This window comes from Stenotrophomonas sp. STK16_22, from assembly GCF_051984505.1.
In the GTDB taxonomy this organism is placed as follows: domain Bacteria; phylum Pseudomonadota; class Gammaproteobacteria; order Xanthomonadales; family Xanthomonadaceae; genus Stenotrophomonas; species Stenotrophomonas maltophilia_A.
On the sequence record NZ_CP196972.1, the window covers coordinates 963061 to 979982 of the forward strand.

The 16922-nt window shown below is 64.1% G+C and carries 14 protein-coding genes and 9 tRNA genes; 21 read left to right on the forward strand and 2 right to left on the reverse strand.

Annotated elements, in window-relative coordinates:
• Window positions 1-267: 267 nt before the first annotated feature.
• The 18 genes from ACSYAO_RS04360 (at window position 268) to ACSYAO_RS04445 (ending at window position 12859) form a co-directional block, all read left to right on the forward strand.
• Window positions 268-492: a hypothetical protein gene (locus ACSYAO_RS04360; protein ID WP_049461432.1), complete on the forward strand. Its 225-nt coding sequence runs from the start codon at window positions 268-270 to the stop codon at window positions 490-492.
• A 168-nt stretch (window positions 493-660) separates the two neighbouring features.
• Window positions 661-737: transfer RNA gene (locus ACSYAO_RS04365), tRNA-His, on the forward strand.
• A 79-nt stretch (window positions 738-816) separates the two neighbouring features.
• Window positions 817-892 (forward strand) — tRNA-Lys (locus ACSYAO_RS04370).
• A 198-nt stretch (window positions 893-1090) separates the two neighbouring features.
• A tRNA-Lys gene (locus tag ACSYAO_RS04375) sits at window positions 1091-1166 on the forward strand.
• Window positions 1167-1395: 229 nt separating this feature from the next.
• A complete protein-coding gene (locus ACSYAO_RS04380) occupies window positions 1396-1761 on the forward strand; it encodes a hypothetical protein (RefSeq protein WP_049463492.1) in 366 nt (121 codons plus the stop codon).
• Window positions 1762-1900: 139 nt separating this feature from the next.
• A tRNA-Leu gene (locus ACSYAO_RS04385) sits at window positions 1901-1985 on the forward strand.
• Window positions 1986-2174: 189 nt separating this feature from the next.
• The gene (tig, locus tag ACSYAO_RS04390) at window positions 2175-3470 is read left to right on the forward strand and encodes a trigger factor (RefSeq protein ID WP_049400909.1); all 1296 of its coding nucleotides are present in this window, start codon (window positions 2175-2177) and stop codon (window positions 3468-3470) included.
• A 76-nt stretch (window positions 3471-3546) separates the two neighbouring features.
• Window positions 3547-4173, forward strand: a complete 627-nt coding sequence (clpP, locus tag ACSYAO_RS04395; protein WP_004146318.1) for an ATP-dependent Clp endopeptidase proteolytic subunit ClpP — start codon at window positions 3547-3549, stop codon at window positions 4171-4173.
• A 126-nt stretch (window positions 4174-4299) separates the two neighbouring features.
• Complete coding sequence (gene clpX, locus ACSYAO_RS04400; protein ID WP_049463494.1) at window positions 4300-5589, forward strand: ATP-dependent Clp protease ATP-binding subunit ClpX; 1290 nt, start codon at window positions 4300-4302, stop codon at window positions 5587-5589.
• A 143-nt stretch (window positions 5590-5732) separates the two neighbouring features.
• The gene (gene lon / locus ACSYAO_RS04405; protein ID WP_049422624.1) at window positions 5733-8183 is read left to right on the forward strand and encodes an endopeptidase La; all 2451 of its coding nucleotides are present in this window, start codon (window positions 5733-5735) and stop codon (window positions 8181-8183) included.
• A gap of 217 nt (window positions 8184-8400) precedes the next feature.
• Window positions 8401-8673: an HU family DNA-binding protein gene (locus tag ACSYAO_RS04410; protein ID WP_004146343.1), complete on the forward strand. Its 273-nt coding sequence runs from the start codon at window positions 8401-8403 to the stop codon at window positions 8671-8673.
• Between the two features lie 11 nt (window positions 8674-8684).
• Window positions 8685-8759, forward strand: a tRNA-Val gene (locus ACSYAO_RS04415).
• A 26-nt stretch (window positions 8760-8785) separates the two neighbouring features.
• Window positions 8786-8862 (forward strand) — tRNA-Asp (locus ACSYAO_RS04420).
• A gap of 85 nt (window positions 8863-8947) precedes the next feature.
• Window positions 8948-9024: transfer RNA gene (locus tag ACSYAO_RS04425), tRNA-Asp, on the forward strand.
• A gap of 87 nt (window positions 9025-9111) precedes the next feature.
• Window positions 9112-9188: transfer RNA gene (locus ACSYAO_RS04430), tRNA-Asp, on the forward strand.
• Window positions 9189-9294: 106 nt separating this feature from the next.
• Window positions 9295-9371: transfer RNA gene (locus tag ACSYAO_RS04435), tRNA-Asp, on the forward strand.
• A gap of 185 nt (window positions 9372-9556) precedes the next feature.
• Window positions 9557-11512 carry a peptidyl-prolyl cis-trans isomerase gene (locus ACSYAO_RS04440; protein ID WP_049461399.1) on the forward strand — a complete coding sequence of 652 codons (1956 nt, stop codon included), beginning with the start codon at window positions 9557-9559 and terminating at the stop codon, window positions 11510-11512.
• 112 nt (window positions 11513-11624) lie between these two features.
• A protein-coding gene (locus ACSYAO_RS04445) for an IS3 family transposase (protein WP_223224739.1) occupies window positions 11625-12859 on the forward strand; the annotation gives its coding sequence in 2 pieces (ribosomal slippage) (window positions 11625-11976 and window positions 11976-12859; 1236 coding nt in all).
• A 185-nt stretch (window positions 12860-13044) separates the two neighbouring features.
• Here the strand turns inward: ACSYAO_RS04445 and ACSYAO_RS04450 are convergent.
• Both ACSYAO_RS04450 and gloB read right to left on the reverse strand, forming a co-directional pair.
• On the reverse strand, window positions 13045-14244 hold the full coding sequence (locus ACSYAO_RS04450; RefSeq protein ID WP_049463741.1) for a lytic transglycosylase domain-containing protein: 1200 nt from the start codon (window positions 14242-14244) through the stop codon (window positions 13045-13047).
• Window positions 14241-15005 carry a hydroxyacylglutathione hydrolase gene (gloB, locus tag ACSYAO_RS04455; RefSeq protein WP_049463320.1) on the reverse strand — a complete coding sequence of 255 codons (765 nt, stop codon included), beginning with the start codon at window positions 15003-15005 and terminating at the stop codon, window positions 14241-14243. Before gloB ends, ACSYAO_RS04450 begins: the two co-directional genes overlap by 4 nt.
• Before the next feature lie 11 nt (window positions 15006-15016).
• On the opposite strand from gloB, the gene ACSYAO_RS04460 reads away from it, so the two are divergent.
• From ACSYAO_RS04460 to dnaQ, 3 genes are read left to right on the forward strand one after another with little or no spacing between them, the layout of a single operon-like run.
• A complete protein-coding gene (locus ACSYAO_RS04460) occupies window positions 15017-15661 on the forward strand; it encodes a hypothetical protein (protein ID WP_049463321.1) in 645 nt (214 codons plus the stop codon).
• Between the two features lie 13 nt (window positions 15662-15674).
• Window positions 15675-16127 (forward strand): ribonuclease HI, encoded by a 453-nt coding sequence (rnhA, locus tag ACSYAO_RS04465; RefSeq protein ID WP_032129326.1) that lies wholly within the window; start codon window positions 15675-15677, stop codon window positions 16125-16127.
• 4 nt (window positions 16128-16131) lie between these two features.
• Window positions 16132-16863, forward strand: coding sequence for a DNA polymerase III subunit epsilon (dnaQ, locus tag ACSYAO_RS04470; RefSeq protein WP_032129327.1), 732 nt, complete (start codon window positions 16132-16134; stop codon window positions 16861-16863).
• The last annotated feature ends 59 nt before the right edge of the window (window positions 16864-16922 follow it).

Genomic DNA, 16922 nt, shown 5'->3' on the forward strand with positions numbered 1-16922 from the left:
TGAGCTGTTTGCCAGCGCCTGACCTTCGGTGCGTGCGGCACGCACCTTCTGGTGCTCGGCATGAAATGCGGTTTCGAAAGACGCGGGAGATGTGGAGCAGGTGCTGGCCGAAGTGCATCAACTGCGCAGGCACCAACGGCGACCTACCCTGTACTGCGGCGGTGTCACCCGGCTGGCGTTGATTGGCCTGCTGATGGGGGCGACGGCCCAACGCAGTGTGTCGTTCGACGTGATCGAAACGATGTCGCCGATGGACAGCTGCGGCCGATGTTCTCGGCCGAAGATGAGTGCTTGCACGCGCAGGGTGTGCAAGCGATTACCCGTCGTGTGTTTCCTGGCAGGACGCAGTCGCGCAATGCGATGCTTCAGTTGCTCGACGGAGCGGGCCGGCCGCGCCTGCAGTTGCAGGTCACGCCGAAGGGGGAGGCCACGCTGTCATTCCTGGATGAGCATGGGGACACCGTGCGCGTGATCCAGGCGGAGCAGCCCTGATCTCCTGTTCCGGCCCCTGCACATCAATGTGAAGAAGTGCTTGCAATTCCTTCGCGACTCCCGGAAAATGCCGGACTCGCTTCGGGGGACGGACTTCTGGTTCCACCCGCTAGCAAAGCATCAAGGTCCAGCGTCAGCCTCATCGGCGGTGGAGCGAAAGTTTCAGTGGTGGCTGTAGCTCAGTTGGTTAGAGTACCGGATTGTGATTCCGGTGGTCGGGGGTTCGAATCCCCTCAGCCACCCCACTGATTCAACCGCATCGGCGCAGCCGAAACGGTATTGCAATAAACAGAAAGCACGCTACAATGTGCGTCTGAGTTTTACGGGCCGTTAGCTCAGTTGGTAGAGCAGTTGACTCTTAATCAATAGGTCCAAGGTTCGAATCCTTGACGGCCCACCAAGACAGAAGCCACCTGGTATCCCAGGTGGCTTTTTTCTTATAAGTGTGACTCCCATCGTTTCGATGGATGACGGGTTGCAGAGCCCCGCTTGGCCGTGGATCTGCAATGCAGCGGGACCGCAGTGCTGGTTTCAACGATGTTGAAAAAAGTGCTTGCACCCACCGAGCGGATCGGGTCATAATTCGCGCCCCGATTTCGGGCTGTTAGCTCAGTTGGTAGAGCAGTTGACTCTTAATCAATAGGTCCAAGGTTCGAATCCTTGACAGCCCACCAGACGAAAGCCACTTGGTTCGCCAAGTGGCTTTTTTCTTGTCTGCGCGCCGGGTGGCATTTCATCGACTGAAACGGCGCATGGCGTGAATCTACTGAAGCGATGCTGAAATCAGGGACATACGCGTCATCAGTGTTTTCAATGCTGTGCGCTGCTTCTCACCGCATCGCGTCCCGCATCGCACCCAATGGATCTTCCGCGCCGATGGCGCATGCACGAAGGAAGATGTTGATGGCTGATATCAATCGATTGCACCGCACGCTGTGGGTTCCCTTCGCGTTGATGGCGCTGGCGGCCTGCGCACCAGCCAATGGTCCCGCGAAGACCGTTGAACGCGATGCGGGCACGGAGAGCACTCCGGCGCGCCCGGTGGGTGACGCCATGCAGATGCAGCCAGCTCAGCCTGCGGAAGCGGAGGTCCTGCCTGACGCGGTGGATGTGCAGCGCAATGCGGACGGTTCGGTGGATGTGCGCAAGGCCATGCCGGAGTCGGTGGCTCTGCGCCGTACCGATGACGGGGGCGTGGAGATCCGCAAGGGGGAGGCGCCCGCCGAACATGCAGGCATGGCACCGGCCCGCGCTGTACCGCAGCAGTAAGCCGCAGTCGTCCTGGCGGGTGGTGCGCCCGCCGGGACGGCAGCGATGCAGGGGCCGCGCGCATCGCTGCAGATTCAGTTTTGTGCAGGCCTTCCGCTTCCAGCCCCCGCCTGCGACAATGAACGCCTGAGCCGGCCACGCGAAAGTGGCGGAATTGGTAGACGCCCTGGATTTAGGTTCCAGTGCCGCAAGGCGTGGGGGTTCGAGTCCCCCCTTTCGCACCAGTGCCGGCCTGTCCCCGCCCTGATCGGGCCATCTGCGCCCCCTTGACCGGCACGCGCTGGCAGTGCAGGCCGAATTGGGCGAAACTAAAGGGCTGCGGCAAGCAGGCGCGTCCCAGACGTCGTGTCCTTACAACCGTTTCATCCCAATCATCGAGCCGGGGGCGTGGGCCACCGGTGGCAGGAGTCAACATGCAAGCTTCGATCGAATCCACCGGCAACCTGGAACGCCGCCTGAGCTTCTCGCTGCCGGAAGAGCGTCTGCAGAGCCACATCGTCGGCCGCCTGGGCGAAATCGCCCGTACCACCCGCATCAAGGGTTTCCGTCCGGGCAAGGTGCCGGCCAAGGTGATCGAGCAGCGCTTCGGCGCGCAGGTCCGTGGCGAGGCGCTGGACGGCCTGCTGCGCGAAACCTTCGATGCCGCCGTGCGTGAGCACGACCTGCGCATCGTCGGCAGCCCGCGCATCGACAAGGGCGACGAGGGTGAATTCTCCTTCGTGGCCACCGTGGAAGTGGTGCCGGACTTCGGCGACATCGACGTCAGCAAGCTGACCGTCGTGCGCCACAGCGCCGAGATCACCGACGCCGACATCGATCAGATGATCGAGAACCTGCAGAACCAGCGTCGTACCTGGGCCCCGGTCAGCCGTGGCGCGCAGGACGGTGACCTGGTCGCGGTGGAAACCTGGTCGCAGGCCGGCGAAGAGCGCCTGCCGGCCGAGGGCACCGAGAAGGGTTCGATCGTGCTCGGCCAGGGCATGATGTTCGACACCATCGAAAAGGGCCTGGTCGGCCTGGCCAAGGGCGAAGAAAAGACCCTGGACGTCGAGTTCCCGGCTGACTGGCGCGTGCCGGTGCTGGCCGGCAAGACCGTGCAGGTGACCGTCAAGGTCGCCGAAGTGTCCGAGCCGGTCGTGCCGGCGGTCGACGAAGCCTTCATCAAGAGCTTCGGCGTGAAGGGCGGCGACGTCGAGCAGTTCCGCAGCGACATCCGCGCCAACCTGGAGCGCGAGCTGAAGGGCGCTCTGATGAACCGCCTGCGCCGCGAAGTGGGCGAGCAGCTGATCGCCGCCTACTCGTCGGTGGAAATGCCGCCGCGCCTGGTCGAGAACGAAGCCCGCGCCATGCTGGCCCAGCAGGTCGAGCAGATCCGCCGCAACGGCCAGAACGTCGGCGAGATCCCGGCCGATGCCCACGAAGGCTTCAAGGAAGCGGCCGCCAAGCGCGTGCTGGTCGGCCTGCTGGTCGGTGAAGTGGCCCGCATCAACGACCTGCGCCTGGAAGCCAAGCGCCTGAACGAAACGATGCGTCTGATCGCTTCGACCTACGAAGAGCCGGAACAGGTCATTGAGATGTACCGCAACGACCCCCAGCTGATGTCTGGCCTGCAGAACCGTGTGATGGAAGAGCAGGTGATCGACTGGATCGCCGAGCGTGCCCAGCACACCGAAGAGAAGCTGTCGTTCCAGGACGCGATCCGCCAGTAAGCCCGGGCGGATCACCGGATGCCCCGCGCCTTTGCCGGCGCGGGGTTGTTGCCCCCCAAGATAGGTACCTCACGTAATGGACAACCGAACCAAAGCCCTGAACCTGGTTCCGATGGTGGTCGAGCAGACCAGCCGCGGCGAGCGTGCCTACGACATCTATTCGCGCCTGTTGAAGGAGCGCCTGATCTTCCTCGTGGGCCCGATCGACGATCACATGGCCAACGTGGTGGTGGCGCAGTTGCTGTTCCTGGAGTCGGAGAACCCGGAAAAGGACATCAACATCTACATCAACTCGCCGGGTGGCGTGGTCACCGCCGGCATGGCGATCTACGACACCATGCAGTACATCAAGCCGAATGTGAGCACCACCTGCATCGGCCAGGCCGCCTCGATGGGCGCCCTGCTGCTGGCCGCGGGCGAAGCTGGCAAGCGCTATGCGCTGCCGAACTCGCGCGTGATGATCCACCAGCCGCTGGGTGGCTACCAGGGCCAGGCCACCGACATCGACATCCACGCGCGTGAGATCCTGACCCTGCGTTCGCGCCTGAACGAGGTGCTGGCCAAGCACACCGGCCAGTCGCTGGAGACGATCGCCCGCGACACCGAGCGCGACAACTTCAAGAGCGCCTTCGAGGCGCAGGCCTATGGTCTGGTCGACCAGGTCCTGGAGCGTCGTCCGGACGAGTCGATCCAGGCCGGCTGACCGGCCATCACGGGGCCAGGGAGGCCCCGTTCCTGCAGGGTCGGGCGGGACTGGTGTCCCCTCGGCCCTGTGCTATTCTCGAATCGAACCCCCGTTCAGCGGGTGGGGTAACTGGGTAAGCGAAGCATGAGCGAAGACCGCCAAGGTCGTTCCACGGACACCGGCAAGATCCTCTACTGCTCTTTCTGCGGCAAGAGCCAGCATGAAGTGCGCAAGCTGATTGCGGGTCCGAGCGTATTCATCTGCGATGAGTGCGTGGAGCTGTGCAACGACATCATCCGTGAGGAACTTGAGGAAAAGGCGCAGTCGGCGCGCAGTTCGCTGCCCAAGCCGCGCGAGATCCTCGAGGTCCTCGACCAGTACGTGATCGGCCAGAACCGCGCCAAGCGCACGCTGGCCGTGGCCGTGTACAACCACTACAAGCGCATCGAGAGCCGGCAGAAGAACGACGACGTCGAACTGGCGAAGTCGAACATCCTGCTGGTCGGCCCGACCGGTTCGGGCAAGACCCTGCTGGCCGAGACCCTGGCCCGCCTTCTCAACGTGCCGTTCACCATGGCCGACGCCACCACGCTGACCGAAGCCGGTTACGTGGGCGAGGACGTGGAGAACATCATCCAGAAGCTGCTGCAGAAGTGCGACTACGACGTCGAGAAGGCGCAGCAGGGCATCGTCTACATCGATGAAATCGACAAGATCTCGCGCAAGAGCGAGAACCCGTCGATCACCCGCGATGTGTCCGGCGAAGGCGTGCAGCAGGCCCTGCTGAAGCTGATCGAAGGCACCGTGGCCAGCGTTCCGCCGCAGGGCGGCCGCAAGCACCCGCAGCAGGAATTCCTGCAGGTGGACACCAAGAACATCCTGTTCATCTGCGGCGGCGCGTTCGCCGGGCTGGACAAGGTGATCCAGGCCCGTTCCACCGACGTCGGCAGCATCGGCTTCGGCGCCAAGGTGAAGAGCAGCGAGCGCAAGCAGGAAGTGGGCAAGGTGCTGGCCGAAGTCGAGCCGGAAGACCTGATCAAGTTCGGCCTGATTCCCGAGTTCGTCGGCCGCCTGCCGGTGGTGGCGACCCTGGAGGAGCTGGATGAGCCGGCCCTGATCAAGATCCTGACCGAGCCGAAGAACGCCATCACCAAGCAGTTCAAGAAGCTGTTCGAGATGGAGAACGTCGAGCTGGAGTTCCGCCCGGACGCGTTGTCGGCCATTGCCCGCAAGGCGCTCAAGCGCAAGACCGGTGCCCGCGGCCTGCGTACCATCGTCGAATCGGTCCTGCTGGACACCATGTACGACCTGCCGTCGCAGGAAAACGTCAGCAAGGTGGTGGTGGACGAGTCGGTGATCGAGCACAAGTCCGAGCCGTACCTGATCTACCAGTCCCCAGCGGCCCCTGAACAGAAGGCCGCAGGCGCCGAGTGATCCTTCCAGGTTGTTGATTGGAAAGGATTTTCAAGGAATGCCTTGCATCTGAAAGCCGATGGCCCCATAACGGGGCCATCGGCTTTTTTTGTCTCCGGAAGATGCCCTCCCGGAGGCGGTTTTCCCCCTTCCCTGGAGCCCCCATGGCCCGTTCCCCAAGTGAAACCCTCGACCTGCCGGTCCTGCCGCTGCGCGACGTAGTGGTGTTCCCGCACATGGTCATCCCGCTGTTCGTCGGCCGTGACAAGTCCATGCACGCGCTCGAACAGGCAATGGAGGCGGACAAGCGCATCCTGCTGCTGGCGCAGAAGTCGGCCGAGACCGACGACCCGCATGCGGCCGACCTCTATCAGGTCGGTACGCTGGCGCAGGTGCTGCAGTTGCTGAAGCTGCCCGACGGCACCATCAAGGTGCTGGTCGAAGGCCTGTCGCGCGTGCAGGTCACCCACGTCGACGAGCGTAACGGTTCGCTGCACGGCCAGGCCGTGGAGATCGACGCCACCGACGAGCGCGAAGCACGCGAGGTGGAGGCGATCGCCCGCTCGCTGATGTCGCTGTTCGAGCAGTACGTGAAGACCAATCGCAAGCTGCCGCCGGAGCTGCTGCAGACGTTGTCGGGCATCGATGAGCCGGCCCGCCTGGCCGACACCATCGCTGCGCACATCAGCGTGCGCCTGGCCGACAAGCAGCGCCTGCTGGAAACGCTGGCCGTCGGTGACCGCCTGGAGATGCTGGTCGGCCTGGTCGATGGCGAGATCGACGTGCAGCAGATGGAAAAGCGCATCCGCGGCCGCGTGAAGTCGCAGATGGAGAAGAGCCAGCGCGAGTACTACCTCAACGAGCAGATGAAGGCCATCCAGAAGGAACTGGGTGACCTGGACGATGCACCGGGCGAGCTGGAAGAGCTGGCCCGCAAGATCGCCGAAGCCGGCATGCCGAAGGCGGTTGAAGCCAAGGCACGCAATGAACTGAACAAGCTCAAGCAGATGTCGCCGATGTCGGCTGAAGCGGCCGTCGTGCGCAACTACCTGGAGTGGTTGCTGGGCGTGCCGTGGAAGAAGCGCAGCAAGGTGCGCAAGGACCTGAAGGCCGCACAGGACACCCTCGACGCCGACCACTACGGCCTGGAGAAGGTCAAGGAGCGCATCCTTGAATACCTGGCGGTGCAGTCGCGCGTGAAGCAGATGAAGGGCCCGATCCTGTGCCTGGTCGGGCCGCCGGGCGTGGGCAAGACCTCGCTCGGCCAGTCCATCGCCAAGGCTACCAACCGCAAGTTCGTGCGCATGTCGCTGGGCGGCGTTCGCGATGAAGCCGAGATCCGTGGCCACCGTCGTACCTACGTTGGTTCGATGCCGGGCCGCATCGTGCAGAACCTCAACAAGGTCGGCAGCAAGAACCCGCTGTTCGTGCTCGACGAGATCGACAAGATGTCGATGGACTTCCGTGGCGATCCGTCGTCGGCGCTGCTGGAAGTGCTCGACCCGGAGCAGAACAACGCGTTCAACGACCACTACCTGGAAGTGGACCTGGACCTGTCCGAAGTGATGTTCGTGGCCACCTCGAACTCGCTCAATATTCCCGGCCCGCTGCTGGACCGCATGGAAGTGATCCGCATCCCCGGCTACACCGAGGACGAGAAGCTCAACATCGCCACCCGCTACCTGGTGCCGAAGCAGATCAAGGCCAACGGCCTGCAGCCGGAAGAGCTGGAGATCGGCAGCGATGCGATCCAGGACATCGTGCGCTACTACACGCGCGAATCGGGCGTGCGCAACCTGGAACGCGAGATCGCCAAGATCTGCCGCAAGGTGGTGAAGGAGATCGCGCTGGCCGGTCCGCAGCCGGTGAAGGCGAAGAAGGGCGCGAAGAAGTCCAAGGCGCTGGTGAGCGTGTCCAGCAAGAACCTGGACAAGTACCTGGGTGTGCGTCGCTTCGATTTCGGCCGCGCCGAGGAAGAGAACGAGATCGGCCTGGTCACCGGCCTGGCGTGGACCGAAGTCGGTGGCGATCTGCTGCAGATCGAATCGACGCTGGTGCCGGGCAAGGGCCAGCTGATCCTGACCGGCCAGCTCGGCAACGTGATGAAGGAATCGGCGTCGGCGGCGTTGTCGGTGGTGCGTTCGCGCGCCGTGGGCTTTGGCATCGACAGCGACTTCCTGCAGAAGCACGACGTGCACCTGCACGTGCCCGATGGTGCCACGCCGAAGGACGGACCGAGTGCCGGTGCGGCAATGGTCACCTCGCTGGTGTCGATGCTGACCAAGGTGCCGGTGCGTGCCGACGTGGCGATGACCGGTGAGATCACCCTGCGTGGTCGTGTCACCGCCATCGGTGGCTTGAAGGAGAAACTGCTGGCCGCACTGCGCGGTGGTATCCGCACGGTCATCATTCCGGAAGAGAACCGCAAGGACCTTGCAGATATTCCGGCCAACGTCACCCGCGATCTGGAGATCGTGCCGGTGAAGTACATCGAAGAAGTCCTGGACCTGGCGCTGGAGCGCCCGCTGGCACCGAAGAAGGCGCGCAAGAGTGCGCAGCGTGTCACGGTGCGCAGCAAGGCCAAACCGAGTGGAAGCGCGCGCGTCAAGCATTGACGCGCGCTGTCCGATGGCCCGAAACCCGCGTCGTTGCTGGCTTTCCAGCTTGCGTGGGGGTAGGGCCACTGGTATAAAAGCAGCACTCGCGAATGAGTGATCGCTGTCAGCGATGACTGAATCGGCGAACCGTTTCCACATGGCGGCCGCATGCAGAAGGCGTGCGGTTGCTTCCCTGTCGAATAAGCGGAACCCACCGCCAAAGGAGTTGTAGAGAATGAACAAGACCGAATTGATCGATGCCGTTGCTGAAGCTGCCGACCTGACCAAGGCCGAGTCCAGCCGCGCTGTCGATGCCGTCGTTGCTGCCGTCACCAAGGCGCTGAAGGACGGCGATGCGGTCACCCTGGTTGGCTTCGGTACCTTCCAGGTCCGCGACCGTGCTGCGCGCACCGGCCGCAACCCGAAGACCGGCGACACCATCAAGATCGCTGCTTCGAAGAATCCGTCGTTCAAGGCTGGCAAGGCCCTGAAGGATGCTGTAAACTAAGCGGCTCGCTGGGGTGCTTAGCTCAGCGGTAGAGCGTCTCCTTTACACGGAGAGGGTCGGGGGTTCGAAACCCTCAGCACCCACCACAGCACCGCGGTAAAAGTTTGAGTGTGGAGCGGTAGTTCAGCTGGTTAGAATGCTGGCCTGTCACGCCGGAGGTCGCGGGTTCGAGTCCCGTCCGCTCCGCCATTCAACGAGGCCTCCGGCCAAAAGCTGGAGGCTTTGTTTTCTCCCCGGTCCAGGCCGGTGGGAAAACAGGAAATAGCAACAATGCGGAGCGGTAGTTCAGCTGGTTAGAATGCTGGCCTGTCACGCCGGAGGTCGCGGGTTCGAGTCCCGTCCGCTCCGCCACTACATCGAGGCCCCCGGCCTAAAGCTGGGGGCCTTGTCTTCTCACCGACAGGTTCGGAAGGAAGGCGAAAAGGTTTTTGCAAGAACGGAGCGGTAGTTCAGCTGGTTAGAATGCTGGCCTGTCACGCCGGAGGTCGCGGGTTCGAGTCCCGTCCGCTCCGCCATTGCAGAATTCTTAAGTCCCTGTGAAAAAACTTTGAAAAAAGTGTTCATCGGGCTGGGTTTCCAGGGAGTCTTCGGATATACTGGGCGCCTGCAAAGTTTCAGCGCGGAGCGGTAGTTCAGCTGGTTAGAATGCTGGCCTGTCACGCCGGAGGTCGCGGGTTCGAGTCCCGTCCGCTCCGCCAACTTTAAAAGCCCTCGGCGCAAGCCGGGGGCTTTTTCTTTGTGCCCTGCGGCAGCAGGCCTGCCGAGGTGCTGACGGCACAGGTCCGCGGAGATCGGCGCAGGCCGCGCCGGCGCTGCTTTTGGTCCCTGCGACGAAGCGGGTTACACTGCCGGGCTCGCCAATCAGGCCTTGTGATTCCTCACCATGCTGCAGAAACTCCGCGACAAGACCTCAGGCTGGATCGTCACCGTGATCCTGGGGCTGCTGATGATTCCGTTCCTGTTCGTGATCGACAACAGCTACCTCGGTGGCGTTGGCGCACAGAACGTGGCCAAGGTTTCCGCGCCGCCGACTTGGTGGCGTTCGGCACCGTCGTGGTGGCCGGTGCGCATGCTGTGGCAGCATCATGAGATCAGCGCGCAGGATTTCCGCACCCGCTTCGAGCAGGAGCGCATGCGTGAGCGCCAGCAGCAGGGCGAGAATTTCGACCCGCGCGCGTTTGAAAGCACCGAAAACAAGCTGGCCGTGCTCGATCAGCTGATCGACGAACAGGTCGTGCGCCTGGTCGGCGAGCAGGCCGGTGTCGTGATCGGCGATGGCGCGGTGCGCGAGTACATCGCCACCATCCCGGCCTTCCTCGATTCGAACGGCAAGTTCAACGAGAACAACTACCGCCTGGCTCTGGCCGGTGGCAATCCGCCGCGCACGCCGACCCAGTTCCAGGAGCTGGTGCGTGAGAGCCTGCAGCAGTCGGTGATTCCGTCGGGCCTGCAGAACTCGGGCTTCGTTACCCAGTCCGAGACCGAGCGCCTGCTGAAGCTGCTGGGTGAGACCCGCGACGTCGAACTGGCCGCGCTGCCGGAGGTTCCGGCCGATACCGCGCCGGTCACCGATGAGCAGATCAAGCAGTGGTACGACAGCCACGGCAAGGATTTCCGCCAGGCCGAAAGCGTGTCGCTGGAATACGTCGAGATCAATGGCGCCAACCTGCCGGCACCGACCGCGGCCGACGAAGCGACCCTGCGCAAGCGCTTTGAGGACGAGAAGGCGAAGTTCACTTCGCCGGAACAGCGCCAGGCCGCGCACATCCTGATCACCGGTGACGGTGCCGAAGCCAAGGCGAACAAGATCGCCACCGAAGCCAAGGCGGCGGGTGCCGACTTCGCTGCACTGGCCAAGGCCAATTCGGAAGACCCGGGTTCGAAGGACCAGGGCGGTGATCTGGGCTGGGTCGAGCGTGGCGCGATGGTCAAGCCGTTCGAAGACGCCCTGTTCGCCGCCAAGGCGGGTGACGTGATCGGCCCGGTCAAGACCGACTTCGGCTACCACGTCATCAAGGTCGCCGCGGTGCGTGGCGGCGAAGGCAAGTCGTTCGAGGAAGTGCGTGACACGCTGGCCGCCGAGCAGCTGAAGGCCGACGGCGAGCGCGGCTTCAACGAGCTGGCCGGCCACCTGGTCGATGCCATCAACAAGAGCCCGAGTGATCTGGCTGCTGCGGCCAAGGAAGTGAACCTGCCGCTGCAGACCCTGGGCCCGATCACCCGTGCCACCGCCAGCGGTATTGCCACTGATCCGGCCGTGCTGCGCGCCGCCTTCTCCGAAGTGCTGGTGCAGGATGGTACTGCCAGCGACCCGATCGCCCTGGGCGGTGCCACCAACCACAGCGTGGTCATCCGCGTTGCCGCGCATACCCCGGAACAGGCAACGCCGCTGGACAAGGCGCGTGAACAGGTGATCGCCGCGATCCGCGCCGACCGCCAGCGCCAGGCCAGCGACAAGGCCGCCGACGCCGTGCTGGCCAAGCTGAAGGCGGGCGCCACCCTGCAGTCGCTGGCCGCCAGCGAGAAGCTGCAGCTGAGCCCGATGCCGGGCCTGCCGCGCAGCCAGCCGGTGCCGACCCCGGAAATCAACCGCGCGATCTTCAGTGCGCCGGTGCCGGCGGAAGGCAAGCCGAGCTACGGCAAGGTCGACGTCAACGGCCACGCGCTGCTGTTCGCCGTGAACAAGGTCAACCCGGGCGACATCAAGGAAGTGACCGCCGAGCAGCAGAAGCAGCTCAAGGATCAGCTGAGCCAGATCGACGGCATGGCCGCAGCCAAGGCCTACGTCGAGGCGATGCGCAGGAAGTTCGTGATCCAGACCACCGAAGAGAACCTGTAAGCCTCGCGGCGGGGCAGGATCGAAGAAGGCCCGGCAATGCCGGGCCTTTTTTTATGCCTTGACCCGTCCTGAATTGGGTTGACACCTTTTCCCTCTGGAAAAGGAATGTTCAATGAAATCAACAATCAGGCGCAGTCAGCGGGATTACTCGCTGGCCTTCAAGTTGTCCGTGGTCGATCAGGTCGAGCGTGGAGAACTGACCTATAAGAAGGCTCAGGAGCGATACGGTATCCAAGGTAGCAGCACGGTTCTGAAGTGGCTTCGCCGCCATGGTCGGCAAGATTGGTCAGGTGGTGCATCATCTGCCCCCATGACGACTTCTCCCAAAAGTGGACCGGCCACGCCGCTGACGCCGGAACAACAGATCAAGGCCCTGCAGGTCCAGTTGCGGGAGGCCAACGAGAAAGCACAGCTTTTCGAAGCCATCGTGGATGTCCTCAAAGAGGATTACGGGGTGCGCATCGTAAAAAAGCCTTCAGGCAAGTCCTCACGCAAGGGCGCCTCAAAGGCGTAAGCGTGGCAAGGGCTTGCCGCCATTTCGGCATCAGTCGACAGGCGTTCTATCAAGCGGGGTGCCGGCATCAACGACGACGCGCCAGCGAGACCAAAGCACTGGCGCTGGTGAGCGATTGCCGCGTGCGGCAGCCACGGATCGGGACGCGCAAGTTGCACCATTTGATCGGACCGAAGCTGCAGGCGGCGGGAATCACCATGGGGCGTGACCGGTTGTTTGACGTACTTCGGGAAGCGCGCCTGCTGGTACCGAAACGTCGGGCTTATCACAAGACTACCGACAGCCATCATCGCTTTCGCAGGCATCCGAATCTGCTCAAACCTGGCCAAGGATGCGTAATACCAACCGGTAGCGAGCAGGTGTGGGTGGCGGACATCACCTATCTGCCGACGCAGGGGAAGTTCGTGTATCTGAGCCTGGTCACCGATGCCTGGTCGCGCAAGATCGTGGGCTGGAGCGTGCATGAAACGCTACAGACAGAGCAGGTAGCTCAGGCGCTGGAGATGGCGCTGAAAGGGAGAAAGACACCGCAGAAGCTGATCCATCACTCTGATCGTGGAATCCAGTACTGCTCGGATTACTACCAGAAGATCCATGCGCGGCACGGCCTGACCTGCTCGATGACCGACGGCTACGACTGCTATCAGAACGCTCTGGCAGAGCGAGTCAACGGGATCCTCAAGTGCGAGTTCCTGCTTCATCGCCCACGGGACCTGGGGCAAGCCCGCCAGATGGTGGCTGAGGCCGTAGACATCTACAACGCTGAGCGCCCCCACCTGTCCCTTAAAATGCAGACGCCCGATGCGATGCATCGGGCGTCTTTGGCCGCCTGACGGCGGCCGGACCATCCACCCATCGGTGTCAACCTATGGCAGGACGAGTCACCTTCGCGTCGTCTGTGGCGCGCTTGAGCTTTGGTAGTGGTCGAGCTTGCTCGACCGCCTTTTGTAGAGTCGTGCAGATGCAGTCGAGCATCGCTCGACTCTACAAAGAGCAGATACAGCGGGGTTGGAGCGCGTCAGTCCTCGACGCGCAGCACTGCGCCGGGCTTAAGCACGCTGCTGCCACTCAGGCCGTTCAGCGACAGCAGGGCCTTTACCGGCATGCCGTAGCGGCGGGCGATGGTCCAGGCCGACTCGCCATCACGCACGGTGTGGCGGCGGCTGCGCGGGCGGTCGGCGATCGCGGCCACGGTCTTGGCCATCTGCGGCGTCGGTGTGGTCGTGGCAACCGGTGCGGTGCTGGCCACCAGCGTGGTCGCGGCTTCCGTCACCGTCGCATTGGCGGCCGAGACCGGGGCCAGGACCCGAGTGGTTCCGGAGGCGCGGTTGCCGGCGGCCAGGGCCGGGTTGAGGCGGGCGATCCTGGCGGGGTCCAGGGCGCGCTGTGCGGCCCACTGCTGGACGCTGGTGCCGGCCGGCAGGGTGTGGTCCTTCAACACCGGCACGGTGCGGTCCAGCGAGGCCATCACGCGAGGCTGGTCCTCCACGTCTTCCAGCACGCAGGCCAGGGCATGCAGCTTCTCGACATAGGCATGGGTAACCGGCGACAGCCCCGGCAGGGCTGCCGGCTTGGCATTCTGCGCGTTCATGCCGGCCTTGCGCATGGACTGCAGCACCCGGTACTCGCCGGCGTTGTAGGCCATGGTGGCCAGTCGCCAGTCGCCGCCGAACATGCCGTGCAGGGTTTTCAGGTAGCGCACCGCGGCCTGGGTGGAATCAACCGCCGACAGGCGGCCGTCGTAGCCGTTGGCCATGGGTACGCGGTGGTTGCGCGCCGTGGTGGCGATGAACTGCCACAGGCCGGTCGGGCCGCTGCCGTTGCGGGCATTGGGCCGATAGCCGCTTTCCACGAATGGGATCAGCGCGAATTCGGTGGGCAGGTTCGCCTTGCGCAGCTCTTCGACCACATAGCCGAACAGCACCAGCGCATCGTCATCCTGGTTGGCCAGGCGCGAGGGGGCGTGGGCGAACTGCTTCTGCCAGCGCGGGCTGGTAGCCTCGGCATCGCAGCTGGGCTCGGCCAGGCCGTCGCGGAAGCTGGTGAAGATCTCCTGGCCATTGCGCACCGAGGGCGCAGGCAGCGCGGACGGATCCAGCGGCAGCGCCGCAGCGGCGGTCAGGTTCTGGCTGATGCCGGCGCCCAGCGACTGTGCGCCCGCGGTTCCGGCCAGCCCCAGGGCAAGGCCCAGGGCCAGCGGCAGACTTCGGCGCATCATGCGCGGAAGCCGTCTTTCCAATGCCGGAGACCGGCCATCACGTCGACGTCGTCCACGACGTCACGGCCCAGGTGTGCCGACACCGACGCACGGATCGGTGCAGCGTGCACACGCAGGAAGGGATTGCAGTCGAATTCGTTGGCCAGGGTTACCGGCAGGGTGGAACGGTCATCGCGGCGCATGGCCAAAGCCTCCTCTTGGCGCTGCCACAAGGCAGCGTTGGCGGGGTCGACATGCCGCGCGAAGACGGCATTTGACACGGTGTACTCATGAGCGCAACAAAGCAGCAGTTGCGCGGGCAGGGCACCCAGCTTGCGCATCGACGCCAGCAGCTGGGACGGCGTACCTTCGAACAGGCGTCCACAGCCCAGGCTGAACAACGAATCTCCGCTGAAAAGATGTTCAGCAGTGTGAAACGCGATGTGGCTGCGGGTATGCCCGGGCACGGATAGTACGTGGAACGTCCGGCCCAGTGCCTGAACGCGTTCACCTTCGCCGACCCGCTCGGTGGCCGTGGGAATGCGTTCCTCGACCGGCGCGATGACCCGTACGCCGGGGAAACGCGCCTGCAATGCCGGCACGCCACCGATGTGGTCGTCGTGGTGATGGGTGAGCAGGATCGTGTCCACGCGCATGCCCTGATCGGCCAGTGCGAGCACTGGCGCGGCATCGCCGGGGTCGACGACCACGGCAGCGCCCTCGTTGTCGATCAGCGTCCAGATGTAGTTATCCGCAAATGCGGGCAGGGCAGTCAGTCGCATAGAATTGGACCATGCCCGCGCTGCAGAGCACCCGTCAAGCGAGCCAGACCCCGTGGTTCGACAGCGAACCGGCGGAGGCCTTGCGTGTGCTGGAGCGGCAATTGCTGCTGCCGCAGCTGTCGGTGCTGCCGGCGCAGCCCTGGCTGTGGATCGCACCAAGTGCGGCCTGGCTGGACGATGCACAGTTGGGCGGACGCGGTCTGCGCCTGTTCCGGCAGGGGCAGGGCTATGCCGGCGACACCCGTTGTGCGCTGCCGCTGCCGCTGGCCAATGAAAGCGTCAATGCGATCGTGCTGCAGCATGTCACCACCGGCGATGCCGACCTGCTGCTCGACGAGTGCGAGCGCGTATTGATGCCGGGCGGCCATTTGTGGCTGAGCAGCCTCAATCCGTTCAGTCCGTATCGCACGCGCTGGCGCCAGCATGGGCTGGTGGTGCGCACGCCGCAGCGGATCCGCCTGCTGCTCGGCCGTCATGGGCTGGAATGCAACGATATGCGTTACCTGGGCCCGCTCTGGCGCGGTGCGGGCAGCCGTCGTCCCGGAGGTTGGGCACCGCTGCGCGCGGCCTGCCTGTTCCATGCGGAAAAACGCACGCTGGCCCTGCCTGGGCCGAAACCGCTGCCGGTGCGCTGGCACGGCACCGTAGCTACCTGATTCTGGAGTTGTATTGAAAACCATCGAAATCCACACCGACGGTTCCTGCCTTGGCAATCCCGGCCCCGGCGGCTGGGCTGCGCTGCTGCGCTACAAGGGCCACGAGCGCGAACTGAGCGGTGGCGAGGCGCACACCACCAACAACCGGATGGAGCTGATGGCGGCCATTTCCGGGCTGGAGTCGCTGACCGAGCCGTGCAACATCGTGCTCTATACCGATTCGCAGTATGTGCGGCAGGGTCTGACCCAGTGGATGCCGGGCTGGATCCGCAAGAACTGGAAGACCGCTGGCGGCGATCCGGTAAAGAACCGCGAGCTGTGGGAGCGCCTGCAGGCGGCCACGCTGCGGCATCAGATCGATTGGCGCTGGGTGAAGGGTCACTCCGGCGACCCGGACAATGAGCGGGTGGATACGCTGGCCCGCAACGCGGCGATCCAGATCCGCGACGCCAGCCCGGTAAACTGAGCCCATGCGTCAGATCATCCTCGATACCGAAACCACCGGCCTGGAGTGGAAGAAGGGCAACCGCATCGTCGAAATCGGCTGCGTGGAGCTGTTCAAGCGCCGCCCGACCGGCAACAACTATCACCAGTACATCAAGCCGGACTGCGAGTTCGAACAGGGCGCGCAGGAAGTCACCGGCCTGACCCTGGAGTTCCTCGATGACAAGCCGGACTTCGCGCAGATCGCCGACGAGTTCCTGGCCTTCATCGATGGCGCCGAGCTGATCATCCACAACGCGGCGTTCGACCTCGGCTTCCTCGACAACGAGCTGTCGCTGCTGGGGCCACAGTACGGGAAGATCACCGACCGCTGCACCGTGATCGATACCCTGGTGATGGCGCGCGAGCGCTTCCCGGGCCAGCGCAATTCGCTGGATGCGCTGTGCAAGCGGCTGGGCGTGGACAACTCGCACCGTGCGCTGCATGGCGGCCTGCTCGATGCGCAGATCCTGGGCGACGTCTATATCGCGCTGACCTCGGGCCAGGAAGAAATCGGCTTCGGTCTGGGCGATGACGATGGCGGCGCTGCCGGTGCGGCGCTGCAGGCCTTCGATACCAGCAAGCTGCTGCCGCGCCCGCGCGTGGTGGCCACGCCGTCGGAGCTGGAAGCGCATGCGGCGCGACTGGAGCGGCTGCGCAAGAAGGCTGGCCACGCGCTGTGGGATGGCCCGAAGGTGGAAGAGCCCGCCAGCGCGTAATGCCTGGAGTGGAGTAGTGCCGGCCGCTGGCCGGCAGCGTCGCATCCACGCATGGCGTG